At 32.6% G+C, this 19,905-nt stretch carries 16 protein-coding genes; 5 read left to right on the forward strand and 11 right to left on the reverse strand.

Translation table 11 applies throughout. From position 1 onward, the window contains the following. Positions 1-7 precede the first annotated feature (7 nt). The 8 genes from VRU49_RS01895 to VRU49_RS01930 all read right to left on the reverse strand — a co-directional run bounded on the left by VRU49_RS01895 (position 8) and on the right by VRU49_RS01930 (position 10,647). Positions 8-1,225, reverse strand: a complete 1,218-nt coding sequence (locus VRU49_RS01895) for a cytochrome c oxidase subunit II (protein ID WP_330145078.1) — start codon at positions 1,223-1,225, stop codon at positions 8-10. A gap of 36 nt (positions 1,226-1,261) precedes the next feature. Further along, positions 1,262-2,476: a quinol:cytochrome C oxidoreductase gene (locus tag VRU49_RS01900; RefSeq protein ID WP_330145079.1), complete on the reverse strand. Its 1,215-nt coding sequence runs from the start codon at positions 2,474-2,476 to the stop codon at positions 1,262-1,264. A 7-nt stretch (positions 2,477-2,483) separates the two neighbouring features. Beyond that, positions 2,484-3,089 carry a c-type cytochrome gene (locus VRU49_RS01905; protein ID WP_330145080.1) on the reverse strand — a complete coding sequence of 202 codons (606 nt, stop codon included), beginning with the start codon at positions 3,087-3,089 and terminating at the stop codon, positions 2,484-2,486. Beyond that, positions 3,061-3,597 carry a DUF3341 domain-containing protein gene (locus tag VRU49_RS01910; RefSeq protein ID WP_330145081.1) on the reverse strand — a complete coding sequence of 179 codons (537 nt, stop codon included), beginning with the start codon at positions 3,595-3,597 and terminating at the stop codon, positions 3,061-3,063. The genes VRU49_RS01905 and VRU49_RS01910 overlap by 29 nt, the downstream gene beginning before the upstream one ends. 2 nt (positions 3,598-3,599) lie before the next feature. Next, the gene (nrfD, locus tag VRU49_RS01915) at positions 3,600-5,072 is read right to left on the reverse strand and encodes an NrfD/PsrC family molybdoenzyme membrane anchor subunit (RefSeq protein WP_330145082.1); all 1,473 of its coding nucleotides are present in this window, start codon (positions 5,070-5,072) and stop codon (positions 3,600-3,602) included. A 24-nt stretch (positions 5,073-5,096) separates the two neighbouring features. After that, positions 5,097-8,159 (reverse strand): TAT-variant-translocated molybdopterin oxidoreductase, encoded by a 3,063-nt coding sequence (locus VRU49_RS01920; RefSeq protein WP_330145083.1) that lies wholly within the window; start codon positions 8,157-8,159, stop codon positions 5,097-5,099. 29 nt (positions 8,160-8,188) lie between these two features. Continuing rightward, on the reverse strand, positions 8,189-9,481 hold the full coding sequence (locus VRU49_RS01925) for a c-type cytochrome (RefSeq protein WP_330145084.1): 1,293 nt from the start codon (positions 9,479-9,481) through the stop codon (positions 8,189-8,191). A gap of 188 nt (positions 9,482-9,669) precedes the next feature. Continuing rightward, positions 9,670-10,647 carry a deoxyhypusine synthase family protein gene (locus VRU49_RS01930; protein WP_330145085.1) on the reverse strand — a complete coding sequence of 326 codons (978 nt, stop codon included), beginning with the start codon at positions 10,645-10,647 and terminating at the stop codon, positions 9,670-9,672. Between the two features lie 145 nt (positions 10,648-10,792). Here VRU49_RS01930 and VRU49_RS01935 point away from each other — a divergent pair, with 145 nt between their 5' ends. Next, positions 10,793-11,917 (forward strand): BamA/TamA family outer membrane protein, encoded by a 1,125-nt coding sequence (locus tag VRU49_RS01935; RefSeq protein ID WP_330145086.1) that lies wholly within the window; start codon positions 10,793-10,795, stop codon positions 11,915-11,917. On the opposite strand, the gene VRU49_RS01940 is transcribed toward VRU49_RS01935, so the two are convergent. Beyond that, positions 11,918-12,412, reverse strand: coding sequence for a hypothetical protein (locus tag VRU49_RS01940; protein ID WP_330145087.1), 495 nt, complete (start codon positions 12,410-12,412; stop codon positions 11,918-11,920). Between the two features lie 89 nt (positions 12,413-12,501). Between VRU49_RS01940 and VRU49_RS01945 the strand changes: the two genes are divergently transcribed. Both VRU49_RS01945 and VRU49_RS01950 read left to right on the forward strand, forming a co-directional pair. Then, positions 12,502-13,155 carry a LexA family transcriptional regulator gene (locus VRU49_RS01945; protein WP_330145088.1) on the forward strand — a complete coding sequence of 218 codons (654 nt, stop codon included), beginning with the start codon at positions 12,502-12,504 and terminating at the stop codon, positions 13,153-13,155. Positions 13,156-13,202: 47 nt separating this feature from the next. Then, entirely contained in the window at positions 13,203-15,389 is a 2,187-nt protein-coding gene (locus VRU49_RS01950) for a penicillin acylase family protein (protein WP_330145089.1), read from the forward strand. Here the strand turns inward: VRU49_RS01950 and VRU49_RS01955 are convergent. Further along, positions 15,386-16,168: an O-methyltransferase gene (locus tag VRU49_RS01955; RefSeq protein ID WP_330145090.1), complete on the reverse strand. Its 783-nt coding sequence runs from the start codon at positions 16,166-16,168 to the stop codon at positions 15,386-15,388. The two genes, VRU49_RS01950 and VRU49_RS01955, sit on opposite strands and share 4 nt — an antisense overlap. Before the next feature lie 42 nt (positions 16,169-16,210). On the opposite strand from VRU49_RS01955, the gene VRU49_RS01960 reads away from it, so the two are divergent. After that, positions 16,211-17,071, forward strand: a complete 861-nt coding sequence (locus VRU49_RS01960) for a transglutaminase-like domain-containing protein (protein ID WP_330145091.1) — start codon at positions 16,211-16,213, stop codon at positions 17,069-17,071. Here VRU49_RS01960 and prfB read toward each other — a convergent pair. Beyond that, positions 17,068-18,145, reverse strand: a protein-coding gene (prfB, locus tag VRU49_RS01965) for a peptide chain release factor 2 (RefSeq protein WP_330145092.1) whose coding sequence is annotated in 2 segments (ribosomal slippage) — positions 17,068-18,084 and positions 18,086-18,145 — 1,077 coding nt in all. Because the reading frame shifts where the segments join, the coding sequence is not laid out codon by codon here. The two genes, VRU49_RS01960 and prfB, sit on opposite strands and share 4 nt — an antisense overlap. A 107-nt stretch (positions 18,146-18,252) precedes the next feature. On the opposite strand from prfB, the gene pgi reads away from it, so the two are divergent. Then, positions 18,253-19,902, forward strand: coding sequence for a glucose-6-phosphate isomerase (pgi, locus tag VRU49_RS01970; RefSeq protein WP_330145093.1), 1,650 nt, complete (start codon positions 18,253-18,255; stop codon positions 19,900-19,902). Positions 19,903-19,905 lie beyond the last annotated feature (3 nt).

A 19,905-nucleotide genomic window follows, 5' to 3' on the forward strand; every position in this document is an offset into this window, starting at 1 on the left:
GTATAAATTAATTATTTTGTGCAGTTAAAGTACTCATTGTAGATGCTGAGTCAACTTTTTCTACGGTTGGCTCTTCTACTACCGGAATATCAAATTGTTTTCTCAAATCATTATTCAGGTATCTTGGTAATCTCTTAACCCATTTTTCATATTCTTCTACGGAAACAACATTTATAATTCTCTTCATGTTATAATGTCCATCTCCACAAATTTTAGAACACAATAATACATATGAGAATTTAGGATCATTTGTTTTTGCGATCATATCTGCTGTAGTAGCAGTAGGCGTAAATTCAAAATATGAAGTTAAACCAGGAACAGTATTTAATTGAACTCTAAAATGAGGCAAATAAAAACTATGGATTACATCTTTACTACTTAGTCTAAATTTAACTGGCTTACCAATAGGAATAGTAATTGTATCAGGAGCCATTTGATCATCTAAACTCTTTGTATCTTTAAAATTAATACCAATCGAGTTAGTTGGTGTAGTCAATTTATAATAACGCTCACCTACTTCACCATCTTCACCTGGATATCTTACATCCCATTGAAATTGAGAAGAAGTTACTTCAATGTTAATTGGCAAATTATTTGGATCAGTCTCTTTGTAGAAAATAGATCTCCAAGTTAAGAAGCCCATTAAAACTAATATTGTTAAAACAATAGCAGGAATAATAGTCCAAACTAACTCTAATGTATTATTATGTGGGTAAAAATAAGCTTTACGCTTTCCATCATTTTTATACTTGTAAACAAAAACAAATAATGCGATGTGGGTTAATATAAATACAATAGAAGTAATGATTAATGTTAAATTAAACATTTTATCAATTCTTTGACCATGCTCAGATGCAGCATCAGGCAGAATCATACTTCCATGTACAGTATATTCCCAATAAACGCCATATAAACCAACAACTAAAAATATTGCAAATAGAGTTCCGTTTACAATATTCCAATTGATTCCTATTGGTTTTCCTTGAACTTCACGAGAAAGCTCATATATTTTTAATGCTTTCCCAATAATGCCTACAAATAGACATAACAATAGAAACAAGAGAACATAGAAAGAAATCGATTTATAAATCGGTCCCATATCTACTTTAGCTGTTGCAGCCCCAGCTGCAGCTGTTTGCGCGAATGCAGTAGTACTTACCATTAATGATAAGAATAAGCCTGTAACTGCAATTACTTTTCTATTTATAAAATTTATTAACCTCATTTTTTTAACCAGTACGTGCCCTGTATTTTATTAATCCTAAATATGATGATGTAAACTTTCTTGTAAAAACGGGTGATTCTTAGCAACCAATGCCTTTTTACTTAAAGCATTTAAAACAGTAAATGTAAATAATCCTACAAAACCTACTGCAGTACCAATTTCTAAAATACCAAAACCGTTATGTGCTTCTACTGTTCCTGGCATAATCATTTGGTAATAATCTACCCAGTGTCCACATAATACAATAATCGATACAATTAATAATTTATTCTCACTACGCTTGTTATCTCTGTCCATTAACAATAATACAGGAGTTAAGAAGTTTAAAATTAGATTTAAGAAAAACCAAAATTTATACATTTCAAATCTCTTGTAAAAATATACCGTTTCCTCAGGAATATTTGCATAGTAGATTAACATAAACTGTGCAAACCATACATAAGTCCAGAAAATAGAGAAACCAAAGATAAATTGACCTAAGTTGTGTAAATGGCTACTATTTACATAGCTCATATAACCTGCTTTTTTAAGGCTAATTACAATAATTGCAATAATAGCTAAACAACTAACCCACATTGCAGCAAAGTTATACCAACCAAACATGGTAGAGAACCAGTGTGCTTCTAATGACATAACTGTATCAAAAGCAAAAATAGGTGTAGTAAAACCATAAATAACTAAGAATATACAAGAATTCTTAAAACTACGTTTGTATGAGTTTAAGCCTCCTTCTAAATCTTCATTATTAGATAATTTTGCTAATAATACTGCAAAGAATGAATAAATTGATAAGAAAACAATTTGACGTCCCATAAAAAATGGAACATTTAAAAATGCTGATTTACCTGCGATTAATTTATCATAATTTTCGCTATTAGGATCAGTTAATCCTTCAGCATACCAGTGGTGATATAAATTATGAGTATATAAACCTAAACCCATCACTAAAAGTAAAATGATAGAAGCTAAAGGTAAAATTTTTGCCATCGCTTGTGGAACGCGCAAAATAGATGCCGACCAACCTGCTTGAGCTACATACTGAATTGCTAAAAAGAATGCACCTGACATACATACACAAGCAAAATAGTAGCTCATTAACAATAAATTAGCAAAAGTACGCTCATGCATACTTTTATCAGAAAAGCCATAACCAATTGCTATTAAACCAACAACTATAGCAACAATGCTTAAAGTTTTTGCTTTTCCTGTAAACTCAAATTGTTCGGATAAATTATATTGATGAGTTGCCATTTATATCTTATTGTGTTTTTTGTAATTGTTGAACATATGTAACTACTTTCCAACGTTCAGTAGGAGTTAGTTGAGAAGCAAAAGAACCCATTGTATTTAAACCATGTTTAATGGTATGATAAATCTTTCCTGCAGGAATATCTTTTACTAAACCTCCTCTTGATGAAGCTGCATCTCCAAAATATGCTGGCACACCAGATACTTTTTCAAGTTTAACTAAATGACCTTGGCCATCACCCAGCTCACCATGACATGGAGAACAAAATACGTTAAATAACTTTTTACCTTCTAATAATACTTTCTCTTCAGGTAACAAAGGATTAACTAATTGAACACCTGCCATTACAGCACCTTCGTTAGTATTTGGAAAAGTATCCACTTCTTGGAAACCTACAGGTGTAGTATTTGAAGGAGGAACTTGTGATGTTAATCCATTTTTAAAACCTTTATTAGGTTGGTCAGGATTGTATCCAATTGGATCATACATATTTCTTGCAAATTCCATTCCTGTACTACGCTTTCCACAAGCAGCAACCGCTACCGCGATAACCACTGAAAAAAAGCAACCATATATAATTTTATTCCTATTCATAGCTGATATACTTCCTTTCATTATATTTTACTTCAAGAGCACCTGCTTGTTTAAAAAGTTCATCGATTTTAGAATGATCTGCATTTTCTGATGCATCTACTGCAATTACAAAACGATCGTTTGTAGCCCTTAAATCCATTACCCTAGGCGCTCTTCCTGGGAACATATGGCTAGATGCATAGTAAGATAATACTAAACCAAACGCCGTAAATAAAATTGTTAATTCGAACATAATTGGAATAAAATCAGGCATTGCTAATGCAGGTTTACCACCAATATTATGTTTCCAATCTACAACTGACGTTAAATAAATTAAAGCGAAAGCTGAAATAGTTCCTGTAATTCCGCAAAAGAATGCAAGAATATCAAGTCTAGATCTTTTAACACCTAACTTAGCCTCAATGCCGTGAATTGGCATGGGTGTATAAACATCATAAATGGAAATGTTTTGTTCCTGAAGCTTTCCAATGCCATCCATCATTTGATCTGGATCGCCAAAACTTCCTAAAATATATTTGATATTACTCATTGTTATACTTTTGCGTAATCTTCTTGTTTAACACTATCAAATTTCTCTAAGGATTCTATATATTCTTTTACATATTCAGAATCATGTTCACCTGCAGCAATTTGTCTTTTCTTCTCTTGCTCACTAGCGCTTTTCACTAGTAATTTAACCTCTGCCATCGCAATTGATGGTAATACACGGATAAATAATAAAAACAAGGTAAAGAATAAACCAATTGATCCAACAAATATCGCCACATCTACCCATGTAGGATAGAACATAGCCCAGCTTGATGGAATATAATCTCTATGCAACGAAGTAACAATAATTACGAAACGCTCGAACCACATACCAATATTTACAACTATTGATAATATCCACGATGCTGCAATGCTGGTACGAATTTTCTTGAACCAAAATAACTGTGGTGAAATAACGTTACAAGTCATCATTAACCAATAAGCCCACCAGTATGGTCCTGCTGCACGGTTTTGGAATGCATATAATTCATATTCAGATCCTGAATACCATGCAATAAAAAACTCAGTTAAATAAGCAACCCCAACTATAGATCCAGTAACAATAATAATTTTGTTCATAGATTCAATGTGGAACATGGTAATATAGTTCTCTAAGCCTAATACTTTTCTCGCAACCAATAATAAGGTTTGTACCATTGCGAATCCAGAGAAGATAGCTCCTGCCACAAAGTATGGAGGGAAAATTGTTGTATGCCATCCTGGAATCACCGAAGTTGCAAAGTCCATAGATACAATTGTGTGTACAGATAGTACTAATGGAGTTGAAATACCCGCTAAGATTAAAGATACTGCTTCAAATCTTTGCCAAGTCTTTACGTTACCTGTCCATCCAAATGAAAATATTGAATAAATTTTTCTTCTAGTTCCTGTAGCTCTATCTCTAATTGTTGCAATATCAGGTAATAAACCAGTGTACCAGAATAATAATGACACTGAAAAATAAGTAGAAATAGCAAACATATCCCAAACCAATGGTGAGTTAAAGTTAACCCATAATGAGCCAAACTGATTTGGTAATGGTAATACCCAATATGCTAACCATGGTCTACCCATGTGCGATACAACATAAGTTGCAGCACAAATAACTGCAAATATGGTCATCGCCTCAGCAGATCTGTTAATTGAGTTCCTCCAATTCTGACGGAAAAGTAATAATACTGCTGAAATTAATGTTCCAGCGTGACCAATACCTACCCACCATACGAAGCCGGTAATATCCCAAGCCCAACCTACTGTTTTATTTAATCCCCATGCGCCAATACCAAACCAAAAAGTATAACTTACTGCTACGATCCAAAGTAAAGCTCCTAATGAAGCTACAATAAATCCTATCCACCAAGCTTTATTTGGCTTATTTTCAACAGGGTATAATACATCACTCGTTATTTTATCGTAAGTGATGTCATTTCCCGTAATTAACGGTTCTCTTAATATCGATTCGTTATGTCCTGACATAATTTTTAATTCTTTTAGTCGAGCTTATGCTTGTACAGTGTCTACATTTCTAATTTTGGTCATATAACCAATTCCTGGCTGAACATTGATTTCTTCCAATACATAGTAAATTCTTTCACTACGTAAAGCTTTAGAAACTTCTGATTCAGGATCATTTGCATCACCAAATACAATTGCATTTGCTGAACAAACTTGCTGACAAGCCATTTTAATGTCGCCATCTTGTAGTGGACGTTTTTCTATTTTAGCCTTTAATTTTCCAGCTTGAATTCTTTGGATACACATTGAGCATTTCTCCATTACCCCTCTTGTACGAGCAGTAACATCTGGATTTAACACTAATTGTGTAAACTCATTATTTAAGTAGTTATCAAAACGGCTATCATTCCAATAGTTAAACCAGTTAAAACGACGAACTTTATATGGACAGTTGTTAGCACAATATCTAGTACCTACACAACGGTTATAAGCCATATGGTTTAAACCATCTGATGAGTGAACTGTTGCTAATACCGGACATACTGTTTCACATGGAGCGTGGTCGCAATGTTGACATAGCATAGGCTGATGTACAACTGTTACCGTATCCATATTATCCAATTTAGCGATCTCAGTTTCTTTAGTTACTTTTTGAGTAGCACCAGTTTTATTTACAGTAGCCTGAGTAGCCGCTCCTTCGTCGAAACTATAGTAACGATCGATTCTTAACCAATGCATTTCTCTTCTACGACGAACCTCATCACGACCAACAACAGGAATGTTGTTTTCAACGTTACATGCTACCACACAAGATCCACAACCTGTACATGCATTTAAGTCAATTGCCATAACCCAGTTGTTTCCAGGTGTCTCATATTTATCCCATAAATCATAAGTTTTATGTTTAGGAGCATGATTACCAGAACCTGCAGTTGGGTTTTTTACATATTCAGAAAAAGTAGCTTCACGAATAATATTTCTTCCTTCGAAAGAGTGGTGTGTTTGCGTTTGTGCTAATTCATATGTTCTTCCAGTACCTTCTAATTTTACTGAATTAGCATATAAATTAGTTCCGTTTACTGATTGAATAAATGGATAAGCGTTTTTACCAACGTTATCACCTACTTTACCAGAATTGGTACGACCATAACCTAAAGCAATAGAAATAGTTCCTGTTGCTTGTCCAGGTTGAATTAATACTGGTAAATCTATTGAATAACCATTTGCAGCTTTAACACTAACTACATCTGATTGTTTAAAGCCTAATTTTTCTGCGAATTTTGGTCCTATAGCAACATAGTTATCCCAAGTTACTTTACTTACACCATCAGGTAATTCTTGTAAGAAGGCATTATTTGCATATCTACCATCACGAATAGCACCACCTTCATAAACTTGTAATTCAATATCCTTAGCTAAGTTTTTGCTAGTACTTGTGATACTAGATACAACAGAGTCTAACGACATGCTAAAGCTATATGCACCTGCAGTTTTTGCTGGAGCATTAACAACGCCTGTTTGCAATAATTCTGCCCATGTTTTACCTACGCTTGGCAAAATTTTGGTTTCCCAAGTATTACGAACGTATTGATAATAATCTGTAACAGGATTTTCTGACCAAATTAATAAGCTTTGTTCTGCTTGTCTAGAATTAAAAACAGGGTTGATAGTAGGCTGTACGATGGTATATTGACCTTCATAAGCATTTGAATCACCCCATGACTCTAAATAAGTAAATCCGATAGCAACAACATCACAAAGAGAAGCAGTTTCGTCGTTTCTATCAGCTAATGAAACCTTTAATGAAACTTTAGCTAAAGCATCAGTTAAAGTTTTAGAATTAGGCAAGTCATAAACTGGATTACAATCCATGAAGATAACTGCACCTACTTCACCTTTATTTACTTCGTTGATAAATTCAGCTAATTCAGCATCATTACCACTATATTTTTTACAAGGATTATCTAAATCTATAGTAGTACCATAACTGCCGATAGCAGCGTTGATCGCATTTACTATAGTTTGAATAGATACATCATTTGAACCACAAACTACTAACGATTTTCCACGATTTGCAATTAATTCTTTTGCAACTAATTTAATCGCTTTATCTGCGTTAACGTTATTTGGTAATCCAGCACCAGCTAAATTATTGCCAGTAATTGCATTATATAAAGCAATTAATGCCGGACCTTGCTCAGATAACTTTACAGGGATTCTAGTGTCAGCATTTGTACCAGTTAAGCTCATTCCAGACTCAAACTGGAAGTGACGGCTCATCTTGCCATTATTTAATGACTTATAATTACGATTAGAAATGTATTGCGAAGTAAACTCTTCTCCGTTAATCCATGTTCCTAAGAAATCAGCAGCAAAACTTACAATTAAGTCTGCTTTATCGAAATTATATTTAGGTAATACAGCTTTACCAAAACTATTCTCATTTGCTTTAATAATACCTGTATAAGATACCGCATCGTATTGAATATGTTTTGTATTCGTGTATTTTGCAGTAAAATCAGCAATTACACCTTTTGTAGACGGACTATTTACAGATGAAGAAACAATTCTAATTTTCTTACCTGCAGATTGAACTTTATTTAATTCACCTTTAACAAATGAATCAATTTTGTCCCAATTTTTTTCTAAGTTTCCTTTTAAAATTGGCGACTCTAATTTAGAAACATCATATAAATCTAATACAGAAGCTTGTGCTTGTGCATCTGTACCTTGATTAAATGCGCCTGCATTTGGATTAGGTTCAATTTTAATTGGACGACCTTCTCTCGTCTTAACCAAAATACTTTGTCCATTAAAACTAGACACATAATAGTTTGGTATCCCAGGAATCACTTCCTCTGGACGAATTAAGTAAGGGATTGATTTATGAACAGGGCCAGGTTGACAAGCAGCAAGTGTAACTGCACTTAAGCCAAAACCTAACGCTTTAAGGAAGTCACGGCGTGGTGTTACCGTGCTTAATCCTGCTTCATTTAAAACATCTTCTATTGGAAGCGGCTCAGCGAATTCATTTTTTGAACTCTCAACAAACTCAGAAGTATTATTATACTCCTCCAGGCCTTTCCAGTATTTCTTATTGCTTTCCATTTAAGCTATTTTACTGTTTTAGTTTTTTATTAATAATGGCATTTACCGCATTCAAGACCTCCTAATAATGCAGGAGTAATCTTTTGTCCTTTTTTAATTTGCTCGTGAGCAGCAATTACTTTCTCATAGAAAGCATTATCTTTTGTAGAGATTTCTGCTTCTTTATGACAATTGATACACCATTTCATGGTTAAAGGAGAATATTGATATACTTCTTCCATTGTATCAATTGGTCCGTGACATGCAAAACACACAGGCTCATTTGGTTTTAATCCAGACTGCTTACGTATTGCCTCTTCTCCTACAACAGTATGTTGTGAGTGATTAAAATATGCAAAATCAGGTAAATTATGTATTCTAACCCATTCAACTGGACGTTGTTTTGCTGGATCTAAAGGCGCATCTGGCTTAGTTGGATCGTAACCCATTGCACTATAAATTTTTTGAATTTCTGGAGAAATCTCACCATCATATTTATCTGTTGCCTGAACTTGTTTATGACAAGTCATACAAACATTTAAGCTAGGAATTGTAGCGTTCTTAGATTTAAATGCTCCTGAGTGACAATACTGACAATCTATTTGATTGATACCTGCGTGTAACTCGTGAGAGAATTTAATAGGCTGTACTGGCTGATATCCAGTATGAACACCTGTATTCCACATGGTCATCCATCCAAATGATCCTAAAACCATTAATAGACATAATACCACGAAGAAAACAAATTTCTTGTTCTTGAACATTTTACGCGCTACAACTGACGCAGGTACGCTTTCTACTTCTACAACCTCTATTCCTTGTTTTTGAAGTATTAAACGCTCAAGCATTTTAGTAGCTCTTCCTAACATCACTAATACTAAAATAGCTCCAATTATAACTGCTATTACACCAGCAATTGATAAGCCTGATATTTCAGAATTAGCTTGTGCAGCAACGGCACCTTCTTTCTTAGGCTCGCCAGCTTTTGCGTAAGCTATAATATTTTTTATTTGATCTTCAGTTAAAGAAGGAAATGCAGTCATTTCTTTTTCACTGAATTTAGAAGCAGCTACCGCTTCTGGATCACCTGATGCCGTAAAGGCCGGAGCATTATTTATCCATTTAATTAAAAATGCTTCGCTCTTCTCATTTACTTTAGCTTGTAACGCAGGTCCTACGTTATCCCTATCTAAAGAGTGACAAGAAGCACATTTTTCACGGAAAATTTTTCGCCCCTCTACTAAATCCTGCGCATTTGCAGAAAAATTTAATAAAAAAGTAAACGCCGAAATCAACATAGCTGATTTCAAAACGTTCCTACAGACTAATGAGATGTTCCTCATAATGAGTATTTTATGCAATTTATGAACTGTTTTATTGGTCTTATTGATTTTATTTCATTAACACTTGAACAAAAGTATAACTTATTAAGACATCCCTGACAAATTAATGACATGGAAATACAATTTATATTCATTCTAAATTAGAACTAAATCTAGTCTTAATGGTTCTACTTTTGGACTTTTTTATGTTACATTTTTAACAACCACGCAAATATCAGCGGAGCTACTATTGTCGCATCAGATTCAACTATAAACTTTGGTGTATTAATATCTAATTTACCCCATGTTATTTTTTCGTTAGGTACTGCACCCGAATAAGAGCCGTAAGAAGTAGTTGAATCTGATATTTGACAGAAATAACTCCAAAATGGAATATTCTCCATTTCCATATCTTGATACAACATAGGAACTACACAAATTGGGAAATCTCCAGCAATACCACCACCAATTTGAAAGAAACCTACACCTTTTCCTTCTGAATTCTTAATATACCAATCTGCCAACCAAGCCATATATTCTATACCGCTTTTCATTGTAGTGGCTTTTATTTGGCCTTTAATAACATACGATGCAAATATATTACCCATTGTAGAGTCTTCCCATCCTGGAACCACAATCGGTAAATTCTTCTCAGCAGCAGCTAACATCCAAGAGTTCTTTGGATCAATTTCATAATATTGCTCCAAATCACCACTTAATAACATCTTGTACATGTATTCATGTGGGAAATAACGCTCTCCAGCAGCTTCAGCATCTGTCCAAATTTTATGGATATGTTTTTGAAGTCTTCTAAATGCTTCTTCCTCAGGAATACAAGTATCAGTTACTCTGTTATAATGATTTTCTAGCAAATCCCATTCATCTTGCGGACTCAAATCTCTGTAATTTGGCACTCTTTTGTAATGAGAATGAGCCACCAAATTCATTATATCTTCTTCTAAATTAGCTCCAGTACAAGATATAATTGAAACTTTGTCTTGGCGAATCATTTCTGCTAATGATATCCCTAATTCAGCCGTACTCATAGCCCCTGCTAAAGTAATCATCATCTTCCCACCAGCATCTAGATGACTTTCGTATCCTTTTGCTGCATCCATTAATGCCGCAGCATTAAAGTGAAGATAATTTTTCTCAATAAAGTCAGAAATTGGTCCTCTTTTATTCATGTGTAATTATAATTGAAGTGTAAAAATAAGCAATAAAGTCCAATTCTTATAAAGTTTAACCTAAATAGGGAATATTTAAGAGATAACTAAACTATATATCAACATTTTAATGAGGTTCACATTTAATTCATTTACCTTTGACCTAATGAAAACCAGTATTTTCCTAATTTCCTTGCTTTTTTGTACGCCAGTTTTCGCACAAAAAAAAATAATACAAAAATTAATTTCTAACGAACACGATACAGCTCGAAATTCAAGTTTTTTGCCCCTTCCTACTTTTGGTTACAGTCAAGAACGAGGTGCTGAATTCGGCATTGGTGCAATCTATTCCTATTATATGGATAGAAATGACACTTTAAATAGAAGTAGTAATTTTATTTTAAATGCTTCATACTCTACAAAAGGTATTTATAATTTAAATTTAAAAGGAGATTTGTGGACTAAAAACAATGATCATCATATTCTAGGCGATTTAAGATTTAAAGAAATTCCATTTAATTTTTATGGAATTGGAAACAATACTTTAGAGACAAACGCTGATAAATTGGTACAATCGTTTTTTCGCGGTACAGCCGAGGTAGAAAAGAGAATTTCTCCCAATTTATATACGGGTGTTTCTATTGGGGTAGAGAAATATAGTTTCAAAGATGAAGTAGTGGGTGGAATTTTTGACTTAAATAATTATACAAGTAAAAATGGCGGCTCAGTAGGATTTTTTGGCGTTTCCCAAAGCTTTGACACAAGAAATTCTAATAACTATCCAACAAAAGGTTTCTATGGTAGAATTTCTGTTCAGTATTTGCCAAATATAGACTCCAAATTAAATTACAATGGCGTTATAACGAAAGTTAACTTACGAAATTTCTCTACAATTACTAATAAGTTAGTATTAGGTATTCAAGGATATTTCAACCATGTTGGAGGAAAGAATACCCCATTTTTTCTGCTTCCTCAATTAGGAAATGATGAGTTAATGCGTGGATATTATACCGGAAGATATAGAGACAAAAATTTAGCCGCATTTCAAGCAGAGCTTAGATATAGGTATAATTCTAGATTTGGATTTGTTGCATTTGCGGGAGCTGGAAACGTTTATGGTGTTGATAAATTGAAATTATCAAATCTAAAACCTAACTATGGAGGTGGATTGAGATACTTTTTTGATCCAGAAAAAGGTTTGAGTATAAGAGTTGATTATGGAATTGGAGAAAAATTACCTAACGAAAAAAGACAATCTGGGCTATATATTAGTCTAGCTGAAGCTTTTTAGTTAAAACCAATTTGTTGAGTTATTCTTAAGAACTTTTGTGTCGCTTAATTTTGCCAAATATTGAAATATCTTCTTTAAACAATTTCTTAATGGTTTAACTTGATTTTCAGTAGTTCTTTCTTTCATATAGGTTGATAACATCCATTGAATTAATATTTCATCTCTATTTTTAAATTCTTTTTGATTACAGAGCATATTTAACTCCACCAATATTACCTTAAACTTTGAAGTGAAATTAGTTAATTGAAATTCTTTGTCATCAAAACTTTTATCTAAGTAATATTTTAGGTTATTTAAGAATTCAGTTAATATAATATACCTAATAAAAATATCAGATGTGCTTAAATTAAAGCCAGTATTATTTAATAAAAATTTAGTCCACCGCTTAATATATGCTTTATGCTGCTTAATAGAAGCATACATTTCAAATTCTTCCATCATTAGCATAAACCCATTAATAAAATCTCCCTTTCGACTCTTTGAATTAAAATTCATATATTTAAAAGTAATTATTTTTACCATTGGATAAATTTATTAGAATTCTTATTAATTCTAAAATTTGTCAAGTATTTAAGCGCTTAGATATGACGGAGAATGAGAGATTAAAAATTCTAATTAAAAACAGTCCTTATAAAACTCAGAAAGAGTTTTCGGAAAAAATTGGTATGCAAAGCGGCTCTATTTCTGATGTTTTAAGGGCAAAGAATGGATTAGGCGTATCTAAAATGTTAAAGCAAAAATTAGAAAGAATTCTAAACGTAAATATAAAATGGCTAGAAACAGGTGAAGGAACACCATATAACACATCTTTAATTTCTAATAATTTCGAAGGCGGTGTTCCCATGTACACGATAAATATACAGGAGGCAAATCCCGATTTATCTATGAATGAAGTTCATCCAGAATACTTTATAAATTTTAAACCATTTAACGATTGTACGGCATATTTGCCAGTATTTGGAAATACTATGTCGCCCAAATACATTGCTGGAGATATTATAGCAGTCAAAGAAATTAATAATTTTAATGTTTTACAATGGGGCGAAGCCTACGTGATTTTTACAGATCATCGAACAAACAATTTAAAATTGTTAAAATTAATCCATGAGCACCCCGACTCCTCCAAAATTATTCTAAAGTCATCAAACCCTAATTATAAAGGAGAAATGATCATTAATAAGGAAAATATTACCTCACTTTATATTGTAAAAGGGAAAATTTCCAGAAATTTTATATAACAAAAACTATATCTTGCACATAGTTAAAGTTTTACACCATAGATATTATGTTTAGATTATTATTTACACAAACAGCTATTCTACTATTTCCACTTTTATTAAATGCTCAAATTTTTAATCAAGAAGAGATTACCAGATTTAATAAAATGGCAAACAATGTGAAAATTATAAGAGATAATTATGGGATTGCACATGTTTATGGCAAAACCGATGCAGATGCAGTTTTTGGAATGCTATATGCACAGTGCGAAGATGATTTTAAAAGAATTGAATTAAATTATATTGAGAAATTAGGGAAGTTATCTGAGATAAATGGTGAAATAGATTTATATAAAGATTTACAAATCCACTTATTAATTGATACTGTAGATGCAAAAAAAGAATTTGAAATGGCCGAACCTTGGCTTAAAAAGCTGATGGTTGCTTTTGCTGATGGAATTAATTTTTATCTCTATAAAAACCCATCGGTAAAACCTCAAATAATAAAAAAATTTAAGCCTTGGCATGCTTTATTATGGACAGATGGCAGTATAGGGGCAATTAGTACAGGTGGAGCCACATTAAATGATTTAAAAAATTTTTATTCAAAAAACACATTAGCCAGAACTTTTCAGAAAAAGGAAGATTTTATAGAAATACAAACCGGATCTAATGGTTTTGCCTTAGGCCCCGCTAAAACAAAAAGCAAAAATTCAATTTTATATATTAATCCACATGTTACTTTTTATTTCCGACCAGAAATTCATGTTAAAAGTAATGAAGGTTTAAATTCATATGGAGCTGTTACCTGGGGTCAGTTTTTCATTTACCAAGGCTTTAATGAATATTGCGGATGGATGCATACTTCAAGTGCGGTTGATGTTGCCGACTTATATGAAGAAACAATTATAGAAAAGGGTGGTAAGTACTTTTCAAAATACAACGATCGATGGATTCCAATTGAAGAACGAGAAATAAGAATTAATGTTAAGGAGCAAAATGGGGTAATTACTAAAATTTTTAAAGCTTATTTTTCTCATCATGGTCCAATCGTAGCTAAAAACGGCGAAAAATGGATAGCATTAAAATCGTTCAATAGATCTATTAAAAGTTTAACACAAAGTTGGTTAAGAACCAAAGCAAAAGGTTTAGAAGACTTTAAAAAAACAATGGATATTAGGGCAAATACTTCAAACAATACAGTTTTTGCAGACAATAAAGGAAATATTGCCTACTGGCATGGTAATTTTATTCCAAAAAGAGATTCTACTTATAATTGGACAAAACCAGTTGATGGATCTACTAATAAAACAGACTGGAATGGACTACATTCGGTAGAAGAGTCAGTTCATGTTTATAATCCTTTGACAGCTTGGATTCAAAATTGTAATTCTTCACCATTTACTTCATCAGGCACTTCAAGTCCAAATGCTAGTTTCTATGCAAAATATATGGCACCAGATGGTGAAAATTTCAGAGCAATTAATGCAATTAGATTATTGAATGATGATAGAAAGCATGATATAAACTCAGTAATCAATTTAGGGTACGAACCCACATTAGAAGCATTTAAGGTTTTAATTCCAGCTTTAATTAATGCATATAACCAAAATTCAGAAAAATATAAATCTTTAAAACCAGTTATAGACACTCTATCAAATTGGAATTATAAATCTTCTATAAACTCAGTAGCTACTACTATTGCAGTTGAATGGGGACAAAAAATAAACAATAGTATGCCACGAGTATATATTTCGAAAGGTGAGCAAGACCAGGTATTATCGTTTAAGCAATTTGCAAGGCTAGCGAGTGCCGACCAACTATTAGACCCGCTAATTAAAACTATTAATGAATTAGGAAGGAAATATAATAGTTGGAATATTGCTTGGGGTGAGATCAATAGATTTCAAAGAATAGACGATAATATAAATGCAATTCATAACGACAATTTATTAAGTTACCCAGTTGGAGAAACATCAGCAACATGGGGTCAACTAGCCTCTTTTAATAGCAGAGTTTTCGAAGGAACAAACAAAAGATACGGCTATAGTGGCAATTCATTTATATGTGTAGTAGAATTTGGGGCCAAAATTATAGCAAAATCACTCTTGGTTGGCGGAAATAGTGGGAATAAGAATTCTCCAAATTTTAATGATCAAGGGAAAATGTTTGCTGAAGGCAAATTCAAAAATGTATTATTCTACGATGAGGATATCAACAAAAATGCTATAAAAACGTATAAACCGGGAGATTAATACTTCAATTTGAAATGTTCTTTAGCTTGCCCTTTCCTAAAAAAAACTAAGCCAATCCAGAACATATCTATGGTAACTGTTACCTCATGATGATTTTTTATTTCTTCCCATGCCTCTTTCATTCCTTTACTCCAATAAATATCATCAAAAATTAGAACGGTGTCATCATTTTTATTTGCCAAACACCATTCAAAATAATTTAAAGTAGCATCCTTTCTATGATTGCCATCAACATATACAAAATCTAAAGGATTAATTGTTTTTAATACTTCAGGCAAAACATTGTCGAAATTACCTATCAATAATTCAACATTTTTCAACCCCATTTCATTAAATCCTTCAGCGGCAATGGAGCCAGTCTGTGGACAACCTTCAATTGTAATAATTTTTGCATTCGGATTTGCCTTTGCAAAATAAGCTGTAGTTATACCTAAACATGTTCCTAGTTCGATTATTGAACTAGGATTAAAGTATTTAGACAACCTATATAGCAGCTGAGCTAAAGCTGGCTTTTTTAAGGCGTTAGCGGCAACTTCTTTTACTTTCTTCGACGTTTCCTTGTTTAATAACGATCCTGCTCCTAAATCAGTAATATTTAATGCCCTATTATCGTTTAACAAAGAAATACGATGTTTCTCTATAATTTTAGAATCTTCATTTTCTTTAAAGTTATAGATCACTTCATCGGCCAATTTATAAACAAAAGGAGAGTGAGTCCCATGTCTATTATTAGCAGAAATTCTATGTTTAATAAAATCGATTAGAAAGTTGAATTGCATTTTCAAAAATAGGAACAAATTATTTGTATTTTTATCTTATAAATGGAAAATTTACCAGAAATAAAGGCTCTATTAAAATTGTTAGATGACCCTGACGATGAAATTTATCTTCATGTAGAAGATAAATTGATGTCTTATGGACCACAGGTTATAAATATTTTAGAATTTGAATGGGAAAATTCTATCAATGCAGTCTTGCAACAAAGAATTGAAAATTTAGTCCATAGAATTCAATTTAACACCATTAAAGAAGATTTAAATTTATGGTATCAAAGTGGGGCCTTTGATTTACTGCAAGGAGCGCTGATAATAAATAGATACCAATACCCTGATCTAGACGAGCAAAAAATAATTCTTGAAATTGAAGAAATTAAACGTGAAATCTGGCTGAACTTACAATACGAGATGAGTTCTATTGAAAAAATAAAACTTATAAATCACGTTCTATATAATCAGTTCGGGTTTGGTGGAAATATAAAAAATCATAATGACCCCTTAAATTCCTACATCAGTCAGGTTATGGAAAGTAAAAAGGGGAATCAAATTTCCTTAGCTATAATTTATTCTACCATAGCACAGAAATTAGACATTCCGGTATATGGGATTAATTTGCCTCAACATTTTATTCTTGGGTATTTAGATGAAAGTAAAAATGAGGAGAATACCTATGGAATCTTATTCTACATTAATGCATTTAATAAAGGTTCCATTTTCGGCAAACACGATGTAGATAGATTTTTAAAACAGCTTAATATTGACCCTATTCCAGGTTTTTACTCTCCTTGTAGCAATGTAGAAATAATTAGAAGAGTACTCCGAAACCTTATCTCTTCTTACCAAAACTCAGGTAATTTGGATAAAGTTTCAGAGTTGTTGGAATTACAGGCTATATTAAACAACTAAAACTCCATTAAATAAGCTTTTAAAAATTCGTCAATATTACCATCTAATACCCCCTGAGCATTACTGGTTTCATAATTTGTTCTTAAATCTTTAACCAACTTATAAGGATGAAGTACATAATTTCTAATTTGTGAACCCCATTCAATTTTTTTCTTTGAACCCTCTATTTCAGCGGCAGCTTCATTTCTTTTTCTTTGCTCTATTTCATAGAGTTGAGATTTTAAAAGCCTAATAGCGTTTTCTTTATTTTGCAACTGCGATCTAGATTCTTGATTCTTTATGATTATACCTGATGGTTTATGATATAATCTTACAGCTGTTTCTACCTTATTTACATTTTGTCCACCCGCTCCTCCTGCTCTAAATGTTTCAAATTCTATGTCAGAAGGATTAATTTCGATTTCAATAGTATCGTCTACAAGGGGGTAAACATACACAGAAGCAAAAGAAGTATGTCTACGAGCATTAGAATCAAAAGGGGATATTCTTACTAACCTATGCACACCATTTTCTCCTTTTAGATATCCATAAGCAAAATCGCCTTCGAATTGTAGTGTTACAGATTTAATTCCTGCAACCTCCCCTTCTTGGGAATCTTGCTCAGTAATTTTATAACCATTTTTTGCCCCCCACATCATATACATACGCATGAGCATATAGGCCCAATCGCAACTTTCAGTACCTCCAGCACCTGCAGTGATCTGAATTACTGCATTTAATTGGTCTTCCTTAATGTTTAACATGTTTTTGAGCTCCAACTCCTCCACTTCAGTTAAGGCATTTTTATATTGCTCATCCACCTCAAGTTGAGTGGCTTCTCCGGCTGATAGGAAATCAAATAACACCGAGGTATCATCTACCACCGATTGTACTTTTTCCCATGATTCTGTCCATTTCTTATGAACATTAATTTCGGCCAATAAACTTTCTGCCTTTTTTGGGTTATCCCAAAAATCAGGCGCTAAAGTTAATCGCTCTAATTGTGATATTTGATATAATCGCTCTTCAACGTCAAAGATGCCTCCTCAGAGACTCAACCCTGTCTCTTAAATCTTGTAATTGTTCTTTTGTCATTTTGTAAAGGTAAAAATCTAATATCAATATACTATAATATACTATGAAATAGCCATTTTTTAACTTAATTAAACTCTTTTTTGTTATTTTGTATAAAATATCAAATTATGTTCCCTTCTATTAATTTTACTACAACAAAAGCCTTTCAATATCTGACGGATCATTTTATAAAATTGAATGAAAAAAGTATTCAAGATTTATTTAATGAAGATGTTAATCGTTTTAAAAAATTTTCGATTTTATTTGAAGGAATATTATTTGATTACTCAAAAAATAGAATAGACGATACAACCATAGCTCTTTTAATGCAACTCGCTAGAGAATGTAAGTTAGAGGATGCTATTTCTAGTATGTTTAATGGCGAAAAAATAAATCAAACTGAAAACAGAGCGGTACTCCATACTGCCTTAAGAAATAGCACCGATAGCAGTATTATTGTTGATGGAAAAAACATAATTCCTGAAATAAAAAGTGTTTTAGATAGAATGGAAGCTTTTTCTAATTCTATAATTTTGGGAGAATGGAAGGGTTTTTCTGGAAAACCAATTGATACCATTGTTAATATTGGAATCGGCGGTTCTGATTTAGGACCAGTAATGGTTACAGAAGCATTAAAACATTATAAAAATCACCTTAAATTATTATTTGTCTCTAATATAGATGGAACTCATATTGTTGAAACATTAAAAAATCTAAATCCTGAAACCACCTTATTTTTAATTGCTTCGAAAACTTTTACCACGCAAGAAACCATGACAAATGCGCATTCGGCGAGAGATTGGTTTTTAAAAGCTGGAAAAAAGGAAGATATTGAAAAGCATTTTGCAGCACTAAGTACAAATGATGAGGCAGTAAAAGAGTTCGGTATAAATTTGAATAACATGTTCGAATTTTGGGATTGGGTGGGTGGAAGATATTCTTTATGGAGCGCTATTGGTTTACCAATTATGCTCAGCATAGGGCCTAAAAACTTCAAGTTATTATTAGATGGGGCTCATTCAGCAGATAAACACTTTAAAAACACCCCATTCGAACAAAACATCCCTGTAATAATGGCATTGCTTGGTGTTTGGTATACTAATTTTTATGGAGCCGAAACACAAGCAATACTTCCATACGATCAATATTTACATCGTTTTGCCGCTTATTTCCAACAAGGGGATATGGAAAGTAATGGAAAATATATAGATAGAAATGGAAATGAGGTAGATTATGAAACAGGACCAATTATTTGGGGCGAGCCTGGAACTAACGGACAACATGCATTTTTCCAATTAATACATCAAGGAACTAAACTTATTCCTTGCGATTTCATAGCATCGGCGATAAGCCTTAACCCTATTGGAAACCATCATGAAATTCTACTATCTAATTTCTTTGCTCAAACAAAAGCTTTAATGAATGGGAAAGATATAAATCAAGTTATAGATGAGTTGAAATTGGCAGGTAAAAGTGATGAAGAAATAAAAAAAATTGCCCCATTTAAAGTATTTTTAGGTAACAGGCCAACTAATTCTTTCTTAATAAAAAAAATAGACCCTTATTCACTTGGCACAATTATAGCTCTATATGAACATAAAATATTTGTTCAAGGTATAATTTGGAATATCTTTAGTTTTGATCAATGGGGTGTAGAATTAGGTAAAGAACTTGCAAAAACCATTCAATCAGACCTTAAATCAACTGAAGAAATTACCCATCACGATGCTTCAACAAATGGACAAATAAACCAATTTAAAAACTGGAGAAAGGAATAAAAT

This window comes from Pedobacter flavus (assembly GCF_036324285.1).
Classification (GTDB): domain Bacteria; phylum Bacteroidota; class Bacteroidia; order Sphingobacteriales; family Sphingobacteriaceae; genus Pedobacter; species Pedobacter flavus.

Coding starts and splice junctions, on each gene's coding strand:
- VRU49_RS01895 (WP_330145078.1), bottom strand. CDS start 1,225: ATGAGGTTAATAAATTTTATAAATAGAAAAGTAATTGCAGTTACAGGC.
- VRU49_RS01900 (WP_330145079.1), bottom strand. CDS start 2,476: ATGGCAACTCATCAATATAATTTATCCGAACAATTTGAGTTTACAGGA.
- VRU49_RS01905 (WP_330145080.1), bottom strand. CDS start 3,089: ATGAAAGGAAGTATATCAGCTATGAATAGGAATAAAATTATATATGGT.
- VRU49_RS01910 (WP_330145081.1), bottom strand. CDS start 3,597: ATGAGTAATATCAAATATATTTTAGGAAGTTTTGGCGATCCAGATCAA.
- nrfD (WP_330145082.1), bottom strand. CDS start 5,072: ATGTCAGGACATAACGAATCGATATTAAGAGAACCGTTAATTACGGGA.
- VRU49_RS01920 (WP_330145083.1), bottom strand. CDS start 8,159: ATGGAAAGCAATAAGAAATACTGGAAAGGCCTGGAGGAGTATAATAAT.
- VRU49_RS01925 (WP_330145084.1), bottom strand. CDS start 9,481: ATGAGGAACATCTCATTAGTCTGTAGGAACGTTTTGAAATCAGCTATG.
- VRU49_RS01930 (WP_330145085.1), bottom strand. CDS start 10,647: ATGAATAAAAGAGGACCAATTTCTGACTTTATTGAGAAAAATTATCTT.
- VRU49_RS01935 (WP_330145086.1), top strand. CDS start 10,793: ATGAAAACCAGTATTTTCCTAATTTCCTTGCTTTTTTGTACGCCAGTT.
- VRU49_RS01940 (WP_330145087.1), bottom strand. CDS start 12,412: ATGAATTTTAATTCAAAGAGTCGAAAGGGAGATTTTATTAATGGGTTT.
- VRU49_RS01945 (WP_330145088.1), top strand. CDS start 12,502: ATGACGGAGAATGAGAGATTAAAAATTCTAATTAAAAACAGTCCTTAT.
- VRU49_RS01950 (WP_330145089.1), top strand. CDS start 13,203: ATGTTTAGATTATTATTTACACAAACAGCTATTCTACTATTTCCACTT.
- VRU49_RS01955 (WP_330145090.1), bottom strand. CDS start 16,168: ATGCAATTCAACTTTCTAATCGATTTTATTAAACATAGAATTTCTGCT.
- VRU49_RS01960 (WP_330145091.1), top strand. CDS start 16,211: ATGGAAAATTTACCAGAAATAAAGGCTCTATTAAAATTGTTAGATGAC.
- pgi (WP_330145093.1), top strand. CDS start 18,253: ATGTTCCCTTCTATTAATTTTACTACAACAAAAGCCTTTCAATATCTG.